At 64.7% G+C, this 19,045-nt stretch carries 17 protein-coding genes and 1 tRNA gene; 8 read left to right on the top strand and 10 right to left on the bottom strand.

Annotation, left to right across the window (positions count from 1 at the left end; all coding sequences use genetic code 11):
- Nucleotides 1–668 precede the first annotated feature (668 nt).
- Nucleotides 669–1,577 carry a hypothetical protein gene (locus ACMGFH_RS04585; protein ID WP_415381613.1) on the top strand — a complete coding sequence of 303 codons (909 nt, stop codon included), beginning with the start codon at nt 669–671 and terminating at the stop codon, nt 1,575–1,577.
- Nucleotides 1,578–1,614: 37 nt separating this feature from the next.
- Here the strand turns inward: ACMGFH_RS04585 and ACMGFH_RS04580 are convergent, their stop codons facing one another.
- Nucleotides 1,615–2,613, bottom strand: a complete 999-nt coding sequence (locus tag ACMGFH_RS04580; protein ID WP_415381612.1) for a tyrosine-type recombinase/integrase — start codon at nt 2,611–2,613, stop codon at nt 1,615–1,617.
- A gap of 278 nt (nt 2,614–2,891) precedes the next feature.
- The gene (locus ACMGFH_RS04575) at nt 2,892–3,512 is read right to left on the bottom strand and encodes a histidine phosphatase family protein (protein WP_415381611.1); all 621 of its coding nucleotides are present in this window, start codon (nt 3,510–3,512) and stop codon (nt 2,892–2,894) included.
- A gap of 548 nt (nt 3,513–4,060) precedes the next feature.
- Here ACMGFH_RS04575 and ACMGFH_RS04570 point away from each other — a divergent pair.
- Nucleotides 4,061–4,597, top strand: a complete 537-nt coding sequence (locus ACMGFH_RS04570) for a hypothetical protein (RefSeq protein ID WP_415381610.1) — start codon at nt 4,061–4,063, stop codon at nt 4,595–4,597.
- 259 nt (nt 4,598–4,856) lie between these two features.
- Here ACMGFH_RS04570 and ACMGFH_RS04565 read toward each other — a convergent pair whose 3' ends face one another.
- Nucleotides 4,857–6,296 carry a hypothetical protein gene (locus tag ACMGFH_RS04565; protein ID WP_415381609.1) on the bottom strand — a complete coding sequence of 480 codons (1,440 nt, stop codon included), beginning with the start codon at nt 6,294–6,296 and terminating at the stop codon, nt 4,857–4,859.
- Nucleotides 6,297–6,497: 201 nt separating this feature from the next.
- Here ACMGFH_RS04565 and ACMGFH_RS04560 point away from each other — a divergent pair, with 201 nt between their 5' ends.
- Together ACMGFH_RS04560 and ACMGFH_RS04555 are read left to right on the top strand one after the other, a co-directional pair.
- Entirely contained in the window at nt 6,498–7,340 is an 843-nt protein-coding gene (locus ACMGFH_RS04560; protein WP_415381607.1) for an aldo/keto reductase, read from the top strand.
- A gap of 241 nt (nt 7,341–7,581) precedes the next feature.
- Nucleotides 7,582–7,755 (top strand): hypothetical protein, encoded by a 174-nt coding sequence (locus ACMGFH_RS04555; RefSeq protein ID WP_415381606.1) that lies wholly within the window; start codon nt 7,582–7,584, stop codon nt 7,753–7,755.
- Nucleotides 7,756–7,808: 53 nt separating this feature from the next.
- Here the strand turns inward: ACMGFH_RS04555 and ACMGFH_RS04550 are convergent, their stop codons facing one another.
- Nucleotides 7,809–9,017, bottom strand: a complete 1,209-nt coding sequence (locus ACMGFH_RS04550; protein ID WP_415381605.1) for an MFS transporter — start codon at nt 9,015–9,017, stop codon at nt 7,809–7,811.
- A gap of 277 nt (nt 9,018–9,294) precedes the next feature.
- Here ACMGFH_RS04550 and ACMGFH_RS04545 point away from each other — a divergent pair, with 277 nt between their 5' ends.
- On the top strand, nt 9,295–10,710 hold the full coding sequence (locus ACMGFH_RS04545) for an FAD-binding oxidoreductase (protein WP_415381604.1): 1,416 nt from the start codon (nt 9,295–9,297) through the stop codon (nt 10,708–10,710).
- Nucleotides 10,711–11,113: 403 nt separating this feature from the next.
- Here ACMGFH_RS04545 and ACMGFH_RS04540 read toward each other — a convergent pair.
- Nucleotides 11,114–11,187, bottom strand: a tRNA-Lys gene (locus ACMGFH_RS04540).
- A gap of 104 nt (nt 11,188–11,291) precedes the next feature.
- Here ACMGFH_RS04540 and ACMGFH_RS04535 point away from each other — a divergent pair.
- Both ACMGFH_RS04535 and ACMGFH_RS04530 read left to right on the top strand, forming a co-directional pair.
- Nucleotides 11,292–12,743 (top strand): DHH family phosphoesterase, encoded by a 1,452-nt coding sequence (locus ACMGFH_RS04535; protein ID WP_415381603.1) that lies wholly within the window; start codon nt 11,292–11,294, stop codon nt 12,741–12,743.
- A 79-nt stretch (nt 12,744–12,822) separates the two neighbouring features.
- On the top strand, nt 12,823–13,275 hold the full coding sequence (locus ACMGFH_RS04530; RefSeq protein WP_415381602.1) for a DUF5799 family protein: 453 nt from the start codon (nt 12,823–12,825) through the stop codon (nt 13,273–13,275).
- Between the two features lie 291 nt (nt 13,276–13,566).
- Here ACMGFH_RS04530 and ACMGFH_RS04525 read toward each other — a convergent pair whose 3' ends face one another.
- Both ACMGFH_RS04525 and ACMGFH_RS04520 read right to left on the bottom strand, forming a co-directional pair.
- Nucleotides 13,567–14,547 (bottom strand): isocitrate/isopropylmalate dehydrogenase family protein, encoded by a 981-nt coding sequence (locus tag ACMGFH_RS04525; protein WP_415381600.1) that lies wholly within the window; start codon nt 14,545–14,547, stop codon nt 13,567–13,569.
- 72 nt (nt 14,548–14,619) lie between these two features.
- The gene (locus ACMGFH_RS04520; protein WP_415381599.1) at nt 14,620–15,294 is read right to left on the bottom strand and encodes a cyclase family protein; all 675 of its coding nucleotides are present in this window, start codon (nt 15,292–15,294) and stop codon (nt 14,620–14,622) included.
- A gap of 258 nt (nt 15,295–15,552) precedes the next feature.
- Here ACMGFH_RS04520 and ACMGFH_RS04515 point away from each other — a divergent pair, with 258 nt between their 5' ends.
- Nucleotides 15,553–16,386, top strand: coding sequence for a hypothetical protein (locus tag ACMGFH_RS04515; protein ID WP_415381598.1), 834 nt, complete (start codon nt 15,553–15,555; stop codon nt 16,384–16,386).
- 108 nt (nt 16,387–16,494) lie between these two features.
- On the opposite strand, the gene leuD is transcribed toward ACMGFH_RS04515, so the two are convergent.
- From leuD to ACMGFH_RS04500, 3 genes are all read right to left on the bottom strand, one after another.
- Nucleotides 16,495–17,118 (bottom strand): 3-isopropylmalate dehydratase small subunit, encoded by a 624-nt coding sequence (leuD, locus tag ACMGFH_RS04510; RefSeq protein ID WP_415381597.1) that lies wholly within the window; start codon nt 17,116–17,118, stop codon nt 16,495–16,497.
- 94 nt (nt 17,119–17,212) lie between these two features.
- Nucleotides 17,213–18,634: a 3-isopropylmalate dehydratase large subunit gene (gene leuC, locus ACMGFH_RS04505; protein WP_415381596.1), complete on the bottom strand. Its 1,422-nt coding sequence runs from the start codon at nt 18,632–18,634 to the stop codon at nt 17,213–17,215.
- Nucleotides 18,631–19,032, bottom strand: coding sequence for a hypothetical protein (locus ACMGFH_RS04500; protein WP_415381595.1), 402 nt, complete (start codon nt 19,030–19,032; stop codon nt 18,631–18,633). The genes leuC and ACMGFH_RS04500 overlap by 4 nt, the downstream gene beginning before the upstream one ends.
- Between the last annotated feature and the right edge of the window lie 13 nt (nt 19,033–19,045).

The following is a 19,045-nucleotide window of genomic DNA, read 5'->3' as shown; positions in this document are numbered from 1 at the left end:
CTTTCTATTAATTTCTTTCTCAGGCGAAGTCCCGAGCTAATCAGATCCAGAGCGTACGTGATGTAGTTTTGCCGTCATCGGTACTGCCGTTTAATATTAGTGGTACGATCTGGGTATTTGTCGCCAATATCGACGGGCACATCTTGTTGTATGACTCGATTTGAGATGGGTAAGCCGAACGGAATTCGAGATGCTTCCTGTACCCGTAAGGAATATTAGAATTAGGAAATGAGTCCCAGGATAGCGATTGATCTTTCCAATTATAAGTTCCTGAACATCTATCGCATGTTCGGTCGACGAGATCTAATTCCCTGTCGGGACCGCTTGTCTCTCGAAAGAGCATCTTGTCTTCCCTCTCTTCATCCGAGTTCTCATATCCAACTACGACCGCGAGCAGTTCGAAGTGCTCGGAGCCCTCGAAGTAGGCAGTCGTTCGTAGTGATCGAGCGATGGACTGAAAATTCGATGTCGAGTGCAGACCTTCCTGTCACGTATGGGTAGGCCCCATCCGGATATCATAAAGGTAGGAATAGATAGATCATCGAGGATTACGACGACACAATCAAGATTTACTCATTTGAGGGAAGAGGCTGGAGGCGGTTTCTATCTCTGATATTGGTGAACAAGAACTAACCGGTTGGCCTATAGATAGAGCTACAGTTATCGACATGACCGCTCTTGATCGTAGATCGAGGGAGTTCCACGAATCGCTTCAGGAGCAGTACCTGGAAAAGCTCCGATCGGCCGGGATACGCGATACCCACGAGTACTTCGATCGACTGGGCGAACTCAACGACGGCCGGGTCGATCCCGACGCCATCGAACTTCTAAGGGAAGGTGAAATCCCCCTCACGGCCTTTTATCGAGTCGCGCCAACGGTCGATCAGGAAGTGATGATTGCGACATTGAATCCCGGAATGCAGAATAATATCGACCGATCGAGGCTCTCGGATGGAGGAGAGTACGATAGACACGCTCGTGCCGGGAAAGACGTGGAGGCCACGGCTCAGTCGGTCGCGAGGAATCAAAACGGCTTCTTCACTCACTCGGACAACCGGTTCGATACGCTGATACAGTCTCTCCGGAGTGAACTCGATCTACTCGGCGACGAGCAAAGCTATCAGGAGTACGTGACGCCAGATGGCGACAACTCTCTTATGGACGGATTCTTCGGCGACATCTGCTATACATGGGTCTACAAACTAGCGACCGGAGATAAAACCGGGATTGAGGATCTCGCACGTCCGGACAGTGAATTCGCCCGAAAGAAGTTCGTGAGAGAGGTCTTCGATATCGTTCGCCCAAGAGTACTCGTCTGCGTAGGGAAAGAAGGTTGGCGAGCCATTTACGAGGAATTAGAACTGCGGGGTGACCCGGAAGAACTACTAAAGGTCTACTCAGATAAGTCGCCCCTGACGAAGAGCTATCATCCGAAATTAGAAAAAGGGGCATACAGCGGGTTGTATCGGCTTCCTTCAGAGGACTTGTGGATAGTCACTACTTGGCACGCGAGTTATTGGGTCAAGAGGGAACGACTCAGGGAGAATCTCCGGCTACTCAATCGAGAAATTCAGTAATCGGGAAGATTATGGGGTGTGTTAAGAGCAGTACCGATTAGATATTGTCGAGGTACCCCCTCCGCTGTTCCAGTTTCACTTCCTCCGAGCGCTTGTCGTAGTGCTTGTCGATGACGTCGCGGCTGACGTTCATCCGGTCGCCGATGACCTCGACGGGGACGTCCTCCGTGAGGGCGTGGGTGATGCTTCCCCGTCGAATCGCGTGCGGGCTCACCGCTTCTGCGCATCTCGGCTCGTCGCAGCCGCTGCAATCGGGACACGGCTCGTTCCGGAAACAGGGCGCGGTGACCTGGTACACGTAACGACGGAGTGAGCTCTTCGACAGTCGGCCGTAGGAACTCGTGAACAACGGCTCTCGACCCGACTCGTCGGTAGCGTCGACCCGGGTGTTCTCGACGTACTGTTCGAGCAGTCCGGCGAGACTGGTCGTGATCGCGACTGGCCGTTCTCCGTTCGCACCGTTCTTCAGCTGCGTCCCGCGATCCGGCCGGTGGACGAGTTCGATCGCCTCCTCGTCGACGTGAACGTCGCCCACGTCGAGTGAGTTCGCCCCTCCCAGTCGCATCCCGGTCTCCCAGAGCACGGCGAACACGGCGTGTTCGACGGACGCGTAGTGATACGTCGAGAGGTAATCCAGAATCGTCGACGCCTCCTCGGTCGAGAGCGTCTCGTCGCGCCGTTCTTCCTCTGGAGTGACTCTCGGGACCATGACCTTGTCGTAGAGATTCGCCGCTACGGCTTCGATGGATCCGGCCCACTTCAGGAACACCCGGATAGTGCTCATCTGCTGGTTGAGCGTGATCTTGGCGAGGTCACCGGTGTCCTGTCGCCAGAGTCGGTACCGCTGAATGCTCCGGCCGGTCAGGTCGTTCATGTTGTCGATGTCCTCGATATCGCACCACTCGATGAAGTGATTCGTTCGGTAGCGGTGAGCCCGAACCGTCTTCACCGAGTACTGGCTGGCTTTGTGGTCGAGGTATAGTTTCTGCGCGGTGCGCGGTTCGATCGGTTCGAGGTCGGTTGGATCCGTGCTCATTGTTCTCACGGAACCCCGCGAGAGGGAGCGTGGCGCGCGAACCCGGAGGGGAAGAAACCGTACGGGGTGCGAAATAGTTCCGCCCGAACCCATGTCCTGCTGCGAACAATCCGTGAGCGGCAGGACCGTTCATGAGGGCGGTTTGAAGCAGACGAGGCGCGCGCGTAGCGAAGCGAGCACGTCTCGGGGGGGTCACAATACGCCCGAACCCTTCCGATATATTGGGGTTACTCGTGGTATGATGGCCGCTGTCATGCCGTGCAACTGAGGCGGGCGATTCAGCAGTGACTGGTATCGTTCTCGCGAACGATCCTCGCCGCACCTGTCTCGTGGTCGAACTCGAACTCGGTGATCGAGCAGTTCCCCTGTGATTGGTCCATGATCGTTTCGACGATATCGAGGTCCTTCACGTGCCCGAGAAGCAAGCGAATGGGGCCACCGTGAGTCGCGATGAGGATGGTCTCACGCGATTCACACTCGGCAAGTGTTGTCTCCCACCCCTCGAGGACACGGTCGCGAACATCGACGAGACTTTCACCGCTTTCCGGCCGTCGGTGCGCTGCGTCTGGGCCAGTCTCTCCGAGGTCGTACTCGGGGAACCGCTCCGACATCTGATCGACCGCCAAGCCCTGGTGGACACCGATGTCACGTTCGCGCCACGCTGATTCGAACGCGACGGGCGCGTCGAAGTGTTCGAGCAGGATTTCTACCGTCTCCTCCGTCCGACGCAGGTCTGACGACAGAACACGGTCGATATCATATCCGTCTGAGAGTGCTGCGCCGAGTCGGCCGGCTTGCTCTCGACCGAGGGCAGTGAGTGGAGCAGGCGCCCATCCTTGCAATCGCCCCTTCCGGTTCCACGTGGTCTCACCGTGTCGAACTGCAACGAGAGTTGTCATGTGTCTCGATTGTCCAACGACGATATGGGAATTCTGATCTGTTCCGCAGTTCTCCTGCGTTGCGACAGACTCCGTTTCCAGTGTCAGTTGTTGCGTCCGAATTCAGTTTGCAGTGGCTCCTCGAATGGCGTGAGGGAGCTTCGATATCTCGGCGTCATCGCCCCGGAATCGAGAGGTCGACTGGCCGGTTTTGATGACTGGCGTAGCCTTCGCGATGAGGATACCGAAGAAAATCGAGATCACGCCGAATACCGCCGACAAAACCGCTAAACGCTAAATATCATCCGGGAGCGATGGAATCGACCGCGGCGGTTGCCAGCTGAGACTCCTGTCTTTTCAGATAGTCCGTGGCGTCCACGTTCTGCGTCCCGTGAGTCCCTTGCGGGCAGATACTTCAACCGATTTGACGTCTCTCGGTACTGGGCGTGATTTTACTTTCACTTCCACTCCGGACTAGGCTGGCCTCTTTTCGGTACCCCGTCGTGGCTCAGAGTGCGATGGCAACCGAGAGACAGGTGGAATTAGGAGAATCGTGGACGGGAGACCGTGTGCTGGCCGAGGATACGCAGCCGCAGATACAGGCGGCTCTCCGGACGCTGTTAGCTACCAAAGACCCTAGCGACGAGTTCGTCGAGATCACCAGCGGCCTCCCGTTAGCAGTGTCGCAGTTGAACGTCACCTACTACGTCGACGGAACGCTCGGGTTCGAGCTATTCGTGGAGCATCCGGAGGAGGTGACGCTGGTCACCGACGACGTAGTCGGCTGCGCTCACCACGCACCGGGGGACCCGCTCTCGACGCTGGGAGAGCTGGGCGACGACTACGAAGCCCTGGAGAAGGATTTACTCGAAACCGTCGCGGTGATGGTCGACTTGCCGGAGCACCCCGACGACCGGGAGCAGTACGTCTACGGCGATCTCGCGTTCACCAACAGCGTTTGCTACGACGGGAACCTGATCTTCACGTTGCTGTACGAGCCCGGCAAACACGTCCGTGGACTCTATCAGGGCGCGGCGTTCGGGGTCGGTCGACGAATCGGGATTCCCGTAGAGCCGGAGACCACGGAGATGGTTGAGGAGGAATAACGTAGCGACTGATCTCGTCGAGGAGAGATCGAGTATCGAATCCGATCACGTCTGAATCGGCAGAGCTGAATTTTCGGGAGAGCGATCTCTCACGCGGAGACACCCCCTCCAAACTCGCCCGCAGAGAGGAGGAAAGCGCCGCACAGGTCAGAATTCAGGCAGTCAGGCGCAACCTTCGCACCGACGCGCGGGCGTGAAACGACCCGAAGATTCCGAGAAACAGCACGACACGCAGACGAACGACGGGCTGGCCCCCTGGCTACACCTGATGGAGCGTCGCGTCGACGCCCTGGTACTCCTCGGGGCAGTCGCCGATGTCCCACCCCTCGCCGGTCGGTTCGACGTAGGAGTACGTCCGGCCGTCGAGCTCCCAGTACCAGCCCTCGGGGTCCTCCTGGTAGATGCCGCAGGCCATGTGACCCGGCGGCTGGATGAGTATCGTGTCGTAGCCGAACGGATCCGCTTCGAGGATAGCGGCGAGCATGATCGCCGTGTCCTCGCAGTCGCCCTCGGCCTCGACGACGGTCTCGGCGATGAACTTGGTGTAGTCGTCGAACCCCTTGCTCGCGTCGTCGGTGACGTACGGGAGCCGCTGGACGAAGTCGATCACGAAGTCGACCTTCTCCCTGCTCCCCGTGAATCCGATGTCCTCGGCGTCGGAGTCGAGGATGGTTGCCAGTTCGCGGCCGATCCCCTCGGTGAGTTCGAAGTCGACGTACTCCGGCCGGGACCTGCCGCGCGAGCGTTCGACGGCCTCGGCGTACGCGGCCTTCCAGACGATCAGCCGAGAGGTCCAGTCGGCCCCGTTCGTCCGCCCCGAGAGTTCGAGGTCGTACGCGCCCTCGACGAGATTCCGGTCGAAGGCGTCGCCGGAGTCGGCGTCCAGCCCGTCGGGGTGCGGCGACCGCACCATCCCTCGGTCGGGTTCCCGGAGTTCGAACGGGTCGGTGGACATGAGATACGCCCACTCGTCGGTGGACGTCTCCCCGTCGGGCCTGTCCGGGACCACGAACGCGGAGACTTCCAGCCGCGTCTCCGTCGGGAGCGCTTCCCGGTCGAGCGAGACCCTGACGTCCGATCCCTCGTCGGTCAGCGCGAACTCGGTGCTGGTGTTCCGGGCGACGGTTCGCTCGCGGGGAAACTCCGAGACCGTCACCCGGAGCCTGGCGTCGGTGTATTCGACGTCGACGTCGGACTCGTAAACCTCGGCCGCGACTTCGTCGACGCCGTAGGCGGTGATCGAGGAGACCCCGTCCCAGTAGTCGTCGGCGACCGCAAACGAGTAGGTCGGATCGGACGCCGGTTCTGTCCGCGTCGGCGTCGGCGATGCGGTCGGTGTCGGAGATGCCGTCGGCGTCCGGGTGGGACTCGGAGTCGGTGACTGGGTCGGAGTCGGCGTCGGCGTCGGAGTCCGCGGCCGGGTTGGTGACGGCGACGACGCTCCCGTGTCAGACCCGTCGTTCAGGTCTGTCGTTCTGGCTGGCGTCACCTTCGGTCTCGGAGTCCCGCCGGTGAGATCGGACTTCTCCTGGACGGCGGCGTCGTTGGGCGCGTAGTCTTCGCTGTCGATGACACCGTCGCCGTCGCTGTCTCGGATCGAGTCGTCCTCGGAGTTCCCCAGGACAGAGCATCCAGAGAGCGCGGCAGACACAGCCGATAGACCCACTAACGCCTCGCGTCGCGAGACCCGATCGTCCATACCTCACAGAGAGGTCGACCGTCGCGCATAATCGTTGGGATACGGTCATCGCAGCGTTCGGACGCGAACCGTGACCGAGCGGGCCGGACGAGTTCCAGCGACAGGTGCCGTATCGACGTCACCGAGAACGATCCGGAGAGAACGCCGGGGACCAGTAATTTGAACCCGGTACCCGCCCAACGGCGAGTCGGTGACAGTTCTATGACGACGGTTCCGACGAAGACGCTCCCGAGCGGCGACGAACTCCCGCAACTCGGCTTCGGCACGTGGGACATCGGCGGCGAGACGGTCAAAGAGGGCGTCCGCACCGCCCTCGACGCCGGATACACCCACGTCGACACGGCCGAGGGGTACAAGAACGAAGCGGAGATCGGCGAGGTGCTCGCGGAGTACGACCGCGACGAGTTCTTCCTCACGTCGAAGGTCCTCCCGAAGAACCTGAACTACGACTCGCTGATCGAGTCGTGTCGGGACTCTCTCGACCGGCTCGGCACCGACCATCTTGACCTGTATCTCATCCACTGGCCCAACCCAGCCGTCTCGCTGCGGGAGTCGCTCGACGCGATGGCGACGCTGCACGACGAGGGGCTGGTGAAGAACGTGGGCGTCTCGAACTTCAGCGCCTACCAGCTGAGCTGCGCTCACCACGTCGCTGACGTGCCCATCGCCGTCAACCAGATCGAGTTCCACCCCTGGTTCCAGCGACCCGACCTCGTCGACTACTGCCGCGAGACCGACACCGTCGTCGAGGCCGCTGCGCCGCTCGGCAGGACCGAAGTCTTCGAGGACGAGGTCGTCCAGGAGTTGGCAGACCGATACGACAGGAGTGCCGCGCAGATCGTTCTCAAGTGGGCGATCGACCGCGATATCGTCGCGCTCCCGAAGTCCTCCTCGCCCGACCACATTCGCTCGAACTTCGATCTGTTCGACTGGTCGCTCGACGACGAGGACCTCGCGGCGCTCGACGACCGCGACCGCGACCACCCCGTCTACGACCATCCCGCCCGCGACTGGTCCGGCGACGTCTACGGCATCAACCAGTAGACGACTTCCCGTTCTGCGTTTCGTCGAGAGCGGCGCGTAGTGACTGATTTCCAGTCCTCCCTCGACGAATCGCACACTTGTCTCGTCACCGGCACCAATCCTACATTATCGATCAGTCGCGTACACATTTGGAGACGATTTGAAGACACTACAGTAGTTACCCGCCCCGATGGTGGATGTACGGCACACTATTCCGTCTAGAACCAAAATATTCAATACAGTGTGCGGAGCACGTCTGTCTATGAGCACCGATTCGCGGTCGCCTCGCGGAGGGGCGACGGACGGGCCGGAGGTCGTCGCGACGGTCGACGAGGCGGACGGGAGCGCCAGGTTCGTCGTCGCCGACATCGCCCGAGACGAAGCGTGGGTCTCGGTCCCTGAGGGAGATGCCCTCGCGCTGTTCGAGTGGCACTGACGGGGGCGAGCCGTCGACGGGACGACCGCCCGGTGGCGCGTCTCGGATCGCGTTCAATCGCTGCCTTCTGCGGTGGGCGTTCGAGTCGCCATGAGCGTCAGCAGCGCGACGGTGCCCGCGACGACCCCGGCGCCGAGCAAGAGCGGTTCGTATCCGAGCGCGGTGGTGCTCGCGAGACCGGTGAAGACTATCGGGCCGGTCGCTCGACCGAGGAACGTCGTGCTGTTCCGGAGGCTGAACGCGCCGGCCCGGTATCCCGGCGGGATCTGCTCGCTCACGGCGGCGTCGATAGCCGGGAGTAACAGCCCGATCCCGGCGCCGGCGACGACGAGCGAGACGGCGAACGCCGTCGGTTCCGACGCGGCCCAGGCGCCGACGAACCCGACGCCGTAACAGCCGAACCCGAGGGCGACGATCCGGCCGCTCGTCAGCCGGCGCGCGAACTGCCCGCTGGCGGCGGCCACGACGGTCGACGCCACCTCGGCCGCCAGCAACACGACGCCGACGAGGACCGGCGACAGCACGTCGTCCAGCAGAAACGGCACGGCGGTGAAGACGACGCCGAACGCGAGCGCCTCTGTGAGAAAGGTCGCGGCGAACAGCCCGATGACCCGGGGAACCGCTATCGCCCGGAACGCCTCCCGAAGGTACGCTACACCTCCCCCTCCGGAGGCGCGCGCGGGCTCGGGGAGCGCGACGAGGACGAACAGCGCGACCGGTATCGCGGCGAAGTACGCGAGAAACGGGGCCTCCCACCGGATCGTCACGAGCACACCGCCGAGGACGGGGAACACCGCGGCGGTCGACGAGAGGACGGCGACGTTGAGGCCGAGGACCGCGTTCCGCTGGGGGCCGTCGAACATATCGCCGATGATCGTCACGGTCGCGATGAAGATCGCCGCGGCGCCGGTCCCCTGCAGTACCCGAAGCGCCAGTACGACTTCGAACGTCGGCGCGAACGCCATCGCGCCGCCGAGAACACCGAACGCGAGCAGTCCCGCGACGAGAACGCGCTTTCGGCCGACCCGGTCCGTCAGGATGCCGATGAACGGCGAGAGTACGATGCCCACGACGAAGTACCCGCTGACGAGCAGCCCGGCCTGCGCGTCCGAGACGCCGAACGCGTCCCGGAACACCGACAGTCCGGGACTGATCAGCGGCACGCCGAGCGGCGCGAGCGCGGTGCTGACCAGAACCGCCTGTACTGTCCGCGACCGCCAGGGGCGACCCGTCGCCGCCGCGTCCGATTCGCTCCGTTCCATGAGTCGCGTCGCGGCGGATCCGCGACTGTCTGCTGTGATCGAACACCGACGCCCTGAAAAATAGGTGCCGCCTATCCGGGTTGAATCCGAACCTACCCGGACGCAGGTCGGTCCGGTCTCGCCGTGCCGCCCGATCCCGGCCCGGGGACGGTTCCGGCCGGTCGCGACACGGCGGACGTATCGCTATCGCCGAGTCGTCCGCGGTTACTCCGCGCACGGAGCGGCCGGCAGTCTATAACTATCCGATCACGTGGCGTACCGTCCGGACTGATCGACAATGTCGTCAGATCTATCCGAGGCCGACGAAGTATCGGAACAGCGCCTCGAACGACTCGACGCGGAAACGAGGGGAGCGATGCTGTATCCCGGCGAACCGGGATACGACGAGGCGCGGGCGGTCTGGAACGGGATGATCGACCGCGAACCGGGCGCAGTCGTCCGCGCAACGGGAACGGCGGACGTCGTCGCGGCGGTCGACTTCGCGAGGGAGACCGGCGTCGAACTCTCGGTTCGCGGCGGCGGCCACAACGTCGCGGGGAAGGCTGTCACCGAGGGCGGCCTGATGCTCGACCTCTCGGAGATGACGGGGGTCCGCGTCGACCGCGAGGCCGGGACCGTTCGCGCCGAGGGCGGGGCGACGCTCGGCGACGTGGACCACGAGACGCAACTGTTCGGCCTGGCGACCGCGCTGGGTGCGGTCTCGGAGACCGGCATCGCGGGCCTCACGCTCAACGGCGGCTACGGCCACCTCTCGCGCGAGTTCGGCCTCGCCGCCGACAACCTCGTCTCCGCCGACGTCGTGACCGCCGACGGAGAAGTCCGGACGGCGAGCGAGGGCGAGCACGAGGACCTGTTCTGGGCGATCCGCGGCGGCGGCGGCAACTTCGGCGTCGTCACGTCCTTCGAATACGCCCTCCACGAGGTCGGTCCGGAGATCTCCGTCTTCTTCGTGTGGTTCCACGCCGACGACGCGCCCGCCGTCCTGGAGCGGTTCGAGGACTGGGCGCCCGACGCGCCGCGGACAGCCGGCGTCCTCCCCTTCGCCGGCCACGTCCCGGAACTCGACGAGTTCCCCGAGACCGCCCGAAACGAACCCGCGCTGGCGCTTCTCGGGTCCGCCCGCGGTGAGAGCGACGATCCGGGATCGGTGTTTCGACCGCTCGCGGAGGCTGCGACGCCCATCGCCGACCTCAGCGGACCGATGCCGTACGAGAGCCTCCAGTCGCTGCTCGACGAGGACTACCCCGACGGACTGCGCTACTACTGGAAGTCCATCTTCCTCACCGACCTGACCGACGAGGTGGTCGATATCGTGCTCCGGTACAACGAGACCGCTCCCTCGAAACTCTCGACCATCGACATCTGGCACCTCGGCGGGGCGGTGAGTGACGTGCCGCAGGACGCCACCGCGTTCTGGCACCGCGACAAACTGTTCATGGTCAACTTCGAGGCCAACTGGGAGGACCCCGCGGCCGACGACGCCAACTCCGCGTGGGTCCGCGAGGGGTTCGAAGAACTCGAATCGCTGCCCGTCGCGACCGGCCGATACGGCAACTTCCCGGGACTCGACGACGAACCCGCTCGCCTCCTCTACGGCGAGAACTACGACCGCCTCGTCGACGTCAAGACTGAGTACGACCCCGGGAACCTGTTCCACCTGAACCAGAACGTCGAACCGCGTTCCGAGCGGTGAGCCTCGACGGAACGTCGTTCATGGGAGGCGTGCTGTACGGTGCTCGCGGACAGTTCACGGCAGAAACGGGCCGGAAGGGACTGAACGAAACCGCCGGTTCCGCGAAGGTCGGGAGACGCGTCGCGTCTCCCGGGATTTGAACCGCGCTCAGACGTGCTCGCTACGCTGCGCGCGTCTGGTCTACTTCGAATCCCTCCGTGACGCACAGCAGGCGCTCGCGGGTTGCGAGCGCCAGATGAAGCGGGCCGGAAGGGATTTGAACCACGCCGAGACATTCCGGGTCGCTCGCTGCGCTCGCTTCCCGGGCTGTGACTCGTCTCGTTCAAATCCTTCGACCCCTGTTCGACGTTCACGGATTGCGAGCACACGCTACGCGGTGCTCGCGGGTAGTTCACGTCAGAAACGGGCCGGAAGGGATTTGAACCCTCGACCGTCTGATTAAGAGTCAGACGCTCTGCCGGACTGAGCTACCGGCCCTCGAATTCGACTTACGGAGGTTGGTTGATAACGGTTACTGTTCGGGGACGCCACGCGGCGGAATGTGGGGAATTATATGTCTCGTGGCCATGTACGGTGACACGATGAGCACCGGCATCACGATGGCGTCGATGTCTCGCTACGCCATCCTCGGGTGTGGGAGCGTGGGCCACGCCGTCGCCGAGGAACTCGTCAGCGAGGGCAAAGAGGTCGAGATCATCGACCGCGACGAGGGCCGCGTGGAAGCGCTCCGCGACCAGGACCTCGACGCCAACGTCGCGGACATCCGCGACGAGTCGGTCGTCGACGAGGTCGCCGACTGCGACGTCGTCCTGATCATGTCGTCCGACGTCGAGGCCAACTCCGCCGCCGTCGGGAACATCCGCGGCCGGGGCGGCGACCACTTCATCGTCGCGCGCGCCTCGGACCCGGTCTCCGCCGACGAACTCACCGAACTCGGCGCCGACGTGGTGATCAACCCGTCTGCCGTCATCGCCGACTCCGCGCTGCGCGCGCTGGAGACCGGCGAACTCGAGTACAAGGCGCGCAACCTCGCCGAGGTCATCGACGACACCGACGGCCGCATGGCGATCCTCGTCCACCGCAGCCCCGATCCCGACTCCATCGCCAGCGCGGCCGCACTCCGAGACATCGCCGCCAGCCGCAACGTGGAGGCCGACATCATCTACGAGGGCGAGGTCGGCCACCAGGAAAATCGCGCGTTCGTCAACCTGCTCGGCATCGACCTCGTCTCCCGCGACGACGTCGACATGGACGAGTACGACACCGTCGCGCTCGTCGACTACGCCAAAGGCGGCGTGCCGGCGGCGGACGACATCGACATCCTCGTCGACCACTACGAACACGAGAACGAGGACCTCGACGCCCGCTTCGAGGACGTCCGCTCGAACGTCTCGGCCACCTCGACCATCCTGACCAAGTACATCCAGGAACTCGACCTGAATCTCAGCCAGGAGGTCGCGACAGCTCTGCTGTACGGCATCCGCGCCGAGACCCTGGACTTCAAGCGCGACACCACGCCCGCCGACCTCACCGCCGCCGCCTATCTCTACCCCTTCGCCGATCACGACACGCTCGAACAGGTCGAGTCGCCGTCGATGTCCCCCGAGACGCTGGACGTGCTCGCCGAGGCCATCCGCAACCGGGAGGTCAGCGGGAGCCACCTCGTCTCGAACGCGGGGTTCATCCGCGACCGCGACGCGCTCGCCCAGGCCGCCCAGCACCTCCTCAATCTCGAAGGGATCACGACCACCGCCGTCTTCGCTATCGCCGACGACACCATCTACCTCGCCGCCCGGTCGAAGGACATCCGGATGAACATCGGGAAGGTCCTCGACGACGCCTTCGGCGAGATGGGCGAGGCGAAGGGCCACTCTACCGACGCCGCCGTGGAGATCCCGCTGGGCATCTTCACCGGCATCGAAACCAGCGAGGACAACCGCGAGACGCTCCTGCAGCTCACCGAGGAAGCCGTGCGGAAGAAGCTCTTCGACGCGCTGGGCGTCGAATCCAGCGGAGAGAGCAACGGCAGCTGAGAGGACTCGCGGAGCAGTTTCCCGAATCGATAGTTCCACGAGCGGGAGATACATACCGGAGAGGGTCTAACGCCAACGCATGAGCGACAGCGACTGGAGTGACCGGATCGTCGGCGAACGGATGCAGGTCGACCAGGAGTTCGCCGAGAAGGTCGCGGCCTCGAACTTCTCGCGCCAGCAGTGGGGCCTCATCATGACCGCCGTCGAGTTCGAGATCGAGAACCCCGGGGACCCCGAAACGGCGCGACTCGTCGCGAACACGAGCAAGGTCGAGAGCATCGTCCCCGAACTGGACAACGTCGACCGCGCGAGTGGGATGGTCGGCGCCAGCGGCGGCCGACCGTCCGACGACTCGGGCGGTCTGCTCGACGGCGTCAAAGACGCCCTCGGGCTCGGCGGCGGTGGCGGCGGCGTCGACAGGGAGCAACTGGCCGCCGCCGAGGAGATGGCGCAGATGTACGCCGGCGACCTGCAGGAGAAACTCGAATCGCGCGGCAAGTGGGAAGAGGTCTGCGTCCTCGCCCGAGAGTGACGCCGACGGTCGACGACCGCCGTCGCGGCCCGTCGGCCACACCCGCGCCCGGTCGCTTCGCTCGCTGGTGAACAGCGCCAGCCCGTCCACTTCGTAGCCGTTGACGAGCGCGTTTGAGAGCACCTCGTCGGATTCGTCGTCCCCCTCGAGCCTGACCTGTCCCTCGATCGGCTCCTCGTCGAGTCCAGCTGTTGATAGGCGGTCAGCAGCGTGTCCGGTGAGAGAATTTCGTCTCCGGGACGCCACGGGGTCGTTCGGTCCCGCGTTCGAACAGCGGCGGGCGCCGGCGATTCAGAGCCGTTCGACGACGGCCTCGGTGACCTCGTCCGTCGAGGCGTCGCCGCCGAGGTCGGGCGTCCGCGGCCCGGAGTCGAGGACGCCTTCGACAGCGTCGCGGACGGCGGTCGCCTCGTCGCCGTAGCCCAGGTGGTCCAGCAGCATCGCCGCAGAGAGGATCATCGCGGAAGGATTGGCGATCCCCTCACCGGCGATGTCCGGAGCCGAGCCGTGGACGGGCTCGAACAGGGCGTTCTCCTCGCCGACGTTCGCGCTCGGGAGCAGGCCGAGCCCGCCGACGAGGCCCGCGGCGAGGTCCGAGAGCATGTCGCCGGCGAGATTGGGGCAGATGACGACGCCGTAGTCCTCGGGATGCATGACCAGATGCATCGCCAGCGCGTCCATCAGCGCCGTGTCGTAGTCGGCGTCGAACGAGTCGCCCACTTCCTGGGCGGTTTCGAGGAACAGTCCGTCGGTCTGGCGCATGACGTTCGCCTTGTGGGCGATGGTCACGTCGTCGAAGCCGTTCTGCTTCGCGTAGCGGAAGCCGAACTCGGCGATCTCCCGGGAGGCGTCTTCGGTGATCACGCGGGTCAGCGTCCGCACGCCGTCGTCGATCTCCGCCTCGATACCGGCGTAGACGCCCTCGGTGTTCTCCCGGATGAACACGAGGTCGGTGTCCGGCTGGACCGCGTCGAGCCCGGGGTACGAGCGGGCGGGGCGGACGTTGGCGAACGAGCCGACGACCTCGCGCAGCGGGAGGATCACGTCGGCCGCCGTCTCGCCCGCGGCGCCGAACAGCGTCGCGTCGGCGTCGGCGGCGAGTTCGCGGGTTTCGGCTGGCAGCGCCTCACCCGTCTCCTCCTTCACGGCGTCGCCCGCCTCGCCCTCGACGAAGTCGAAGTCGACGTCGACGGCTTCGAGCACGTCCACCGCTGCCGGCGTCACTTCCTGTCCGATCCCGTCGCCGGGGATCACGGCGATCTCGTGAGTCATGTCGCAATCTCCTGCGGGTGCCGAAAAGAGGGTGTCGATGTGCGGCAGGCCGACGCGACGGCAGCCCGCGACTTATCGTTCCTCGTTACCCGCGTACGCGACTGCTCGAACCGGCGACGCGTCGGCGTCCGCGAACTGGAGCGGATAAGCGTGCAGTTCGAAGTGGTTCGGGACTCGGTCGAGACCGCGGAGGTTCTCGACGATCAGGCGGTCGGCGTCGAACAGCGCCTCGTGGACTGGGAACCCGTCGGGTTCGGACGGATCGGCGTTTTCGGTCGGCGTCGGGTCCGGATTGACGGTATCGACACCGAGGTCGCACTCGCACTCGGCGAGCCAGCGGGCGGCGTCAGCGGTGAGATACGGGTGGTCGAAGTACCGTTCCTCGCCCCAGTAACGGTCCCAACCCGTGACGACGGCGAGAAGGTCTATTTCGTCCGGGTCGACGACACCCGGGAGGCTATCCCGAAGCGCATCGACGCCGACCCGCTCTCGGGGGTCGCAGGGCCGGAGGTCGACCGCCGCCGCTTCGAACCGGAGCCGGTCCGGCGTGAACTCGTCGAGTGACGGACCGTCTGTGAGGTGGGCCGGCGCGTCGACGTGCGTTCCGGCGTGGGAGTCCAGGTCCAGCCTGGTCGTCTGGTAGCCGTCCGCTTCGCGGGTAGCCCGCCGTTCGACGCCGATCGGTTCAGTCCCAGGGTAGACGGGCATGTCGGTCGCGAGCGGATGCGAGAGGTCGAACGGCTGCACGCTCGGCTCTGATCGCGGCACGGAGAAAGACCCGTCGGTTGGACGGCTCGACTAGATCCCGCTGAACCCTCGTGTTGACGGGTCGTGATGCGGACGAGTATCGCCAGCCGGGACGTGCGAACGTTCAAAAGGCATCGGGAGCCATCGCGGCGTGATGCGAACTCGACGGACGCACTGGGATGGAGATCTGGCGGGCAGCACCGCTCAGTCGCCGAACCAGGGGATTCGCCCCGAGACCCACGACGACGGGAGCGACGAATGGGACGGATAAGCCGGCTCCGGACGCAGGCCGCGGTCGCGGGCCGCGCGCTCCGAGTCGTCCTGTCGACGCCACAGGTCCTCGTCTACCCGCTCGCGGCGTCCCTGCTCGCGCTCGTGTTACCGTTCGCGCTCGGCGGCGTGCTGTTTCTGGTCGACGTGCGGCTCGTGTGGCTCACTCTCCCGGGCTACCTCTTCGGCCTCGCGCCCGTGTTCGGTGTACTGATGGTCGCCTACTGCTACGAACTCGACGAACTGTTCGCCGGCTGCTCCCCGGCGCTCGGGTCCGGCCTTCGGAGAGCTGTCTCCCGAGTCGGCACGGTCGTCGTCGGTTCGCTCGTGACCAGCGTCGCGACGATGTTCGCCGAGTCGTCCGGCGACTCCGTCCCGTTCGGGGGCGTGATCGGGGTCACGTCGACCGCTGCGATGCGGGTTCTGAACGTGTTCATCTATCCGGCGGTGGCGACGACCGACGGCTCGCTCGGCGAAACGGCCGAAGCGATCCAGACCGCTGCCGAGCATCAGTGGGGCACAGCGCTCGTCGCCGCTGTCGGGACCAGTGCTCTCGGAACGGCAATCTTCTGGTCTGGGATGATAGCCGCGATCGTCCTCGCGGTCGTCGCCGCTCTCGGGGTCTTCGCCGTCGAACTCCCGCCGCTCGGGGGCTATACCCTCTCAGTCGTCTTGCCGGTCGTCGGGCTGTTCACCGCGCTGGCTGTCCACGTCACTGTCGACGGCGTCGTCAGGACCGCGCTGTACCGATACGCGACGGACGGCGGACTACCACCGGCACTGGGCGACGACGTAGACTCCCTGCTCAAGGAATCCCCGTGACCGGAGACGGACTCCCCCGATCTACCGCCAGACCCCGAGGACGACCGGCTGCGAACGATACGCGAGCTGGATCGGAGCAAAGCTATCGCGAAAACGAAATCCGGGCCGTCAGTCCGCGCTTTCGACGTACGGCAGCGACGCAGCTGTCTCGTCGATCGCGTTCTTGTTGGCCTTCATCAGCGCGGTCGTGTCCCAGTTGCCCTCGACGAGAGCCTCGCGCTGGGCGCGGTCGACGCTGACGCTGATCTCGTTGTCACCGTACGTGACTGTCTCCGCCCGCACGTCGACCTCGATGTCGCCGTCGGGGTTGTCGTCGACCCACTGCTGGAGCGCGTTGATGGTCTCGTGGTCGGCGGTCACCGTCGGAATGCCGAGCGCGAGGCAGTTGCCCGCGAAGATCTCCGCGAACGACTCACCGATGATCGCGTCGATGCCCCAGCGCATGAGCGCCTGCGGTGCGTGCTCGCGCGAGGATCCGCAGCCGAAGTTGGCGTTGACCACCATGACGTTGGCGTCCTGGAAGCGCTCCTCGTTGAACGGGTGGTCCTTCTCGTTGTCATCGTCGTCGAAGCGCAGGTCGAAGAAGGCGAACTCGCCCAGGCCGTCGAAGGTGACGACCTTCATGAACCGCGCCGGGATGATCTGGTCGGTGTCGATGTCGTTGCCGCGGATCGGGATGCCCGTTCCTTCTACGTAGTCGACCGACGGGATGTCTTCCGTGGCGTCGGTCATGCGACCACCCCCAGAGCGGAGCTCTGGCGTGCTCGCACGGACTGCTCGCGGACTGCGTCCGCTCGCATTTCCGAGACGCTTCGCGTCTCGCTTCTCATGCCAGGTTCACCTCCTTCAGGTCGCGCACGTCAGAGACCTCGCCGGTGATGGCCGCGGCGGCCACCATCCGCGGGTTCATCAGGACGGTGCGTCCGTCCTTGCTCCCCTGGCGGCCGACGAAGTTCCGGTTCGACGAGGACGCGCAGGCCTCGTCGCCCTCCAACTGGTCCTCGTTCATGCCGAGGCACATCGAACAGCCGGCGTTGCGCCAGTCGAAGCCGGCCTCCTCGAAGACGTCCTTGAGGCCCTCTTCCTCGGCCTGGCGCTGGACGCGCTGGCTGCCGGGGACGACCATCGCGCGGACGTCGTCGGCGACCTCGCGGCCCTTCACGATGCGGGCCGCGCGGCGCAGGTCGGGCAAGCGGGCGTTCGTACACGAGCCCAGGAAGGCGACGTCGATGTCGTACCCCTCCATGGTCTCGCCGGGCTCGACGCGCATGTGCTCCTGGGCGCGTCGCGCCGTGTCCTGCTTGTCCTCGGCCAGGTCCTCGGGGGCCGGGATCGGGTCGTGGACGCCGATGCCCTGGCCGGGCGTGGTCCCCCAGGTGACGACCGGGTCCAGCTCGCTCGCGTCGATGCGGACCACGTCGTCGTACTCGGCGTCCGCGTCGCTGCGGATGGACTCCCAGTAGGGTTTCAGTTCGTCGAACTTCTCGGGATTCTCCTGGAAGTAATCCGTCTGCTCCAGCCATTCGTAGGTGGTCTCGTCGGGATTGACGTACCCCGCGCGAGCGCCGCCCTCGATGGACATGTTACAGATGGACATCCGCCCTTCCATGTCCAGGTTCTCGATTGCCTCGCCGGCGTACTCGTAGACGTAGCCGACGCCGCCCTCGGTGCCGAGGCGGCGGATGATCTCCAGGATGATGTCCTTGGCCTCGACGCCCTCGCCGAGTTCGCCGTCGACCTGGATCTTCCGGACCTTCTGCTTCTCCATCGCGATGGTCTGGGTCGCCAGCACGTCGCGGATCTGGCTGGTCCCGATCCCGAACGCGAGCGCGCCGAACGCGCCGTGCGTGGAGGTGTGGGAGTCGCCGCAGACGATGGTCTTGCCGGGCTGGGTGATCCCCTGCTCCGGCCCGATAACGTGGACGATGCCCTGGTCGCCGGTCGTCGGGTCCGAGAACTGGATACCCGCGTCGCGGACGTTCTCCTCCAGTTCGGCCATCATTCGCTCGGCCGCGTCGTCGGCGTACGGACGGTCCTGGTTGGCCGTCGGGACGATGTGGTCGACGGTGGCGTGGGTGAGGTCCGGGCGCGCGACTTCGAGGCCGCGCTCCTGCAGCATGCCGAACGCCTGCGGGCTCGTGACCTCGTGGATGAGGTGCAGCCCGACGAACAGCTGGTCCTGTCCGTTCGGCAGCGTCGTTACCTTGTGTCGATCCCAGACCTTGTCGTATAGTGTACCCTGACTCATACTGAATCCGCTGGCTCCTCGTTACCCCGCTGGAAGACGCGATTGGCGTCTTCCGCTTCCGCCTCGGGGTGTTCGTGGTCGACGTCTCTCATCGTCTGTTCGCCGTCGTCTTCTGCGTCCGCTCGACCACCGTCGGACCTGCGGTCCGACGAGGTCTGCTCGCGGCCATCGGCCGCTCGCACGTCACGCGACGCTTCGCGTCGCGCTGCTCGCGGAACTGCGTTCCGCTCACCCCCGTCGGCGGCCACTGCTGGTCCGCGCTGGAAGGCGAAGTCGTCGCCGAAGGCCTTCCCGGTGTGGGGGTTGGTGTGGCTGAACTCGGCCATCGTCGCCTTCGGGGCCGCGTCGCCGACGGTGTCCGTCGCGGTTTCGGTCGTGTGTGTCGTGTCGTCTGTCATCTGTCTGATCCGG

It is taken from the genome of Halosimplex rarum (genome assembly GCF_047715405.1).
In the GTDB taxonomy this organism is placed as follows: Archaea; Halobacteriota; Halobacteria; order Halobacteriales; family Haloarculaceae; genus Halosimplex; species Halosimplex rarum.
Note: the sequence above shows the minus strand (reverse complement) of the source record. Positions and strands in the feature narration are given on the sequence as shown.

What these genes read in the sequence shown, in the direction of transcription:
- ACMGFH_RS04585 (WP_415381613.1), top strand. Translation starts at nt 669, where the DNA reads ATGACCGCTCTTGATCGTAGATCGAGGGAGTTCCACGAATCGCTTCAG.
- ACMGFH_RS04580 (WP_415381612.1), bottom strand. Translation starts at nt 2,613, where the DNA reads ATGAGCACGGATCCAACCGACCTCGAACCGATCGAACCGCGCACCGCG.
- ACMGFH_RS04575 (WP_415381611.1), bottom strand. Translation starts at nt 3,512, where the DNA reads ATGACAACTCTCGTTGCAGTTCGACACGGTGAGACCACGTGGAACCGG.
- ACMGFH_RS04565 (WP_415381609.1), bottom strand. Translation starts at nt 6,296, where the DNA reads ATGGACGATCGGGTCTCGCGACGCGAGGCGTTAGTGGGTCTATCGGCT.
- ACMGFH_RS04560 (WP_415381607.1), top strand. Translation starts at nt 6,498, where the DNA reads ATGACGACGGTTCCGACGAAGACGCTCCCGAGCGGCGACGAACTCCCG.
- ACMGFH_RS04555 (WP_415381606.1), top strand. Translation starts at nt 7,582, where the DNA reads ATGAGCACCGATTCGCGGTCGCCTCGCGGAGGGGCGACGGACGGGCCG.
- ACMGFH_RS04550 (WP_415381605.1), bottom strand. Translation starts at nt 9,017, where the DNA reads ATGGAACGGAGCGAATCGGACGCGGCGGCGACGGGTCGCCCCTGGCGG.
- ACMGFH_RS04545 (WP_415381604.1), top strand. Translation starts at nt 9,295, where the DNA reads ATGTCGTCAGATCTATCCGAGGCCGACGAAGTATCGGAACAGCGCCTC.
- ACMGFH_RS04535 (WP_415381603.1), top strand. Translation starts at nt 11,292, where the DNA reads ATGAGCACCGGCATCACGATGGCGTCGATGTCTCGCTACGCCATCCTC.
- ACMGFH_RS04530 (WP_415381602.1), top strand. Translation starts at nt 12,823, where the DNA reads ATGAGCGACAGCGACTGGAGTGACCGGATCGTCGGCGAACGGATGCAG.
- ACMGFH_RS04525 (WP_415381600.1), bottom strand. Translation starts at nt 14,547, where the DNA reads ATGACTCACGAGATCGCCGTGATCCCCGGCGACGGGATCGGACAGGAA.
- ACMGFH_RS04515 (WP_415381598.1), top strand. Translation starts at nt 15,553, where the DNA reads ATGGGACGGATAAGCCGGCTCCGGACGCAGGCCGCGGTCGCGGGCCGC.
- leuD (WP_415381597.1), bottom strand. Translation starts at nt 17,118, where the DNA reads ATGACCGACGCCACGGAAGACATCCCGTCGGTCGACTACGTAGAAGGA.
- leuC (WP_415381596.1), bottom strand. Translation starts at nt 18,634, where the DNA reads ATGAGTCAGGGTACACTATACGACAAGGTCTGGGATCGACACAAGGTA.
- ACMGFH_RS04500 (WP_415381595.1), bottom strand. Translation starts at nt 19,032, where the DNA reads ATGACAGACGACACGACACACACGACCGAAACCGCGACGGACACCGTC.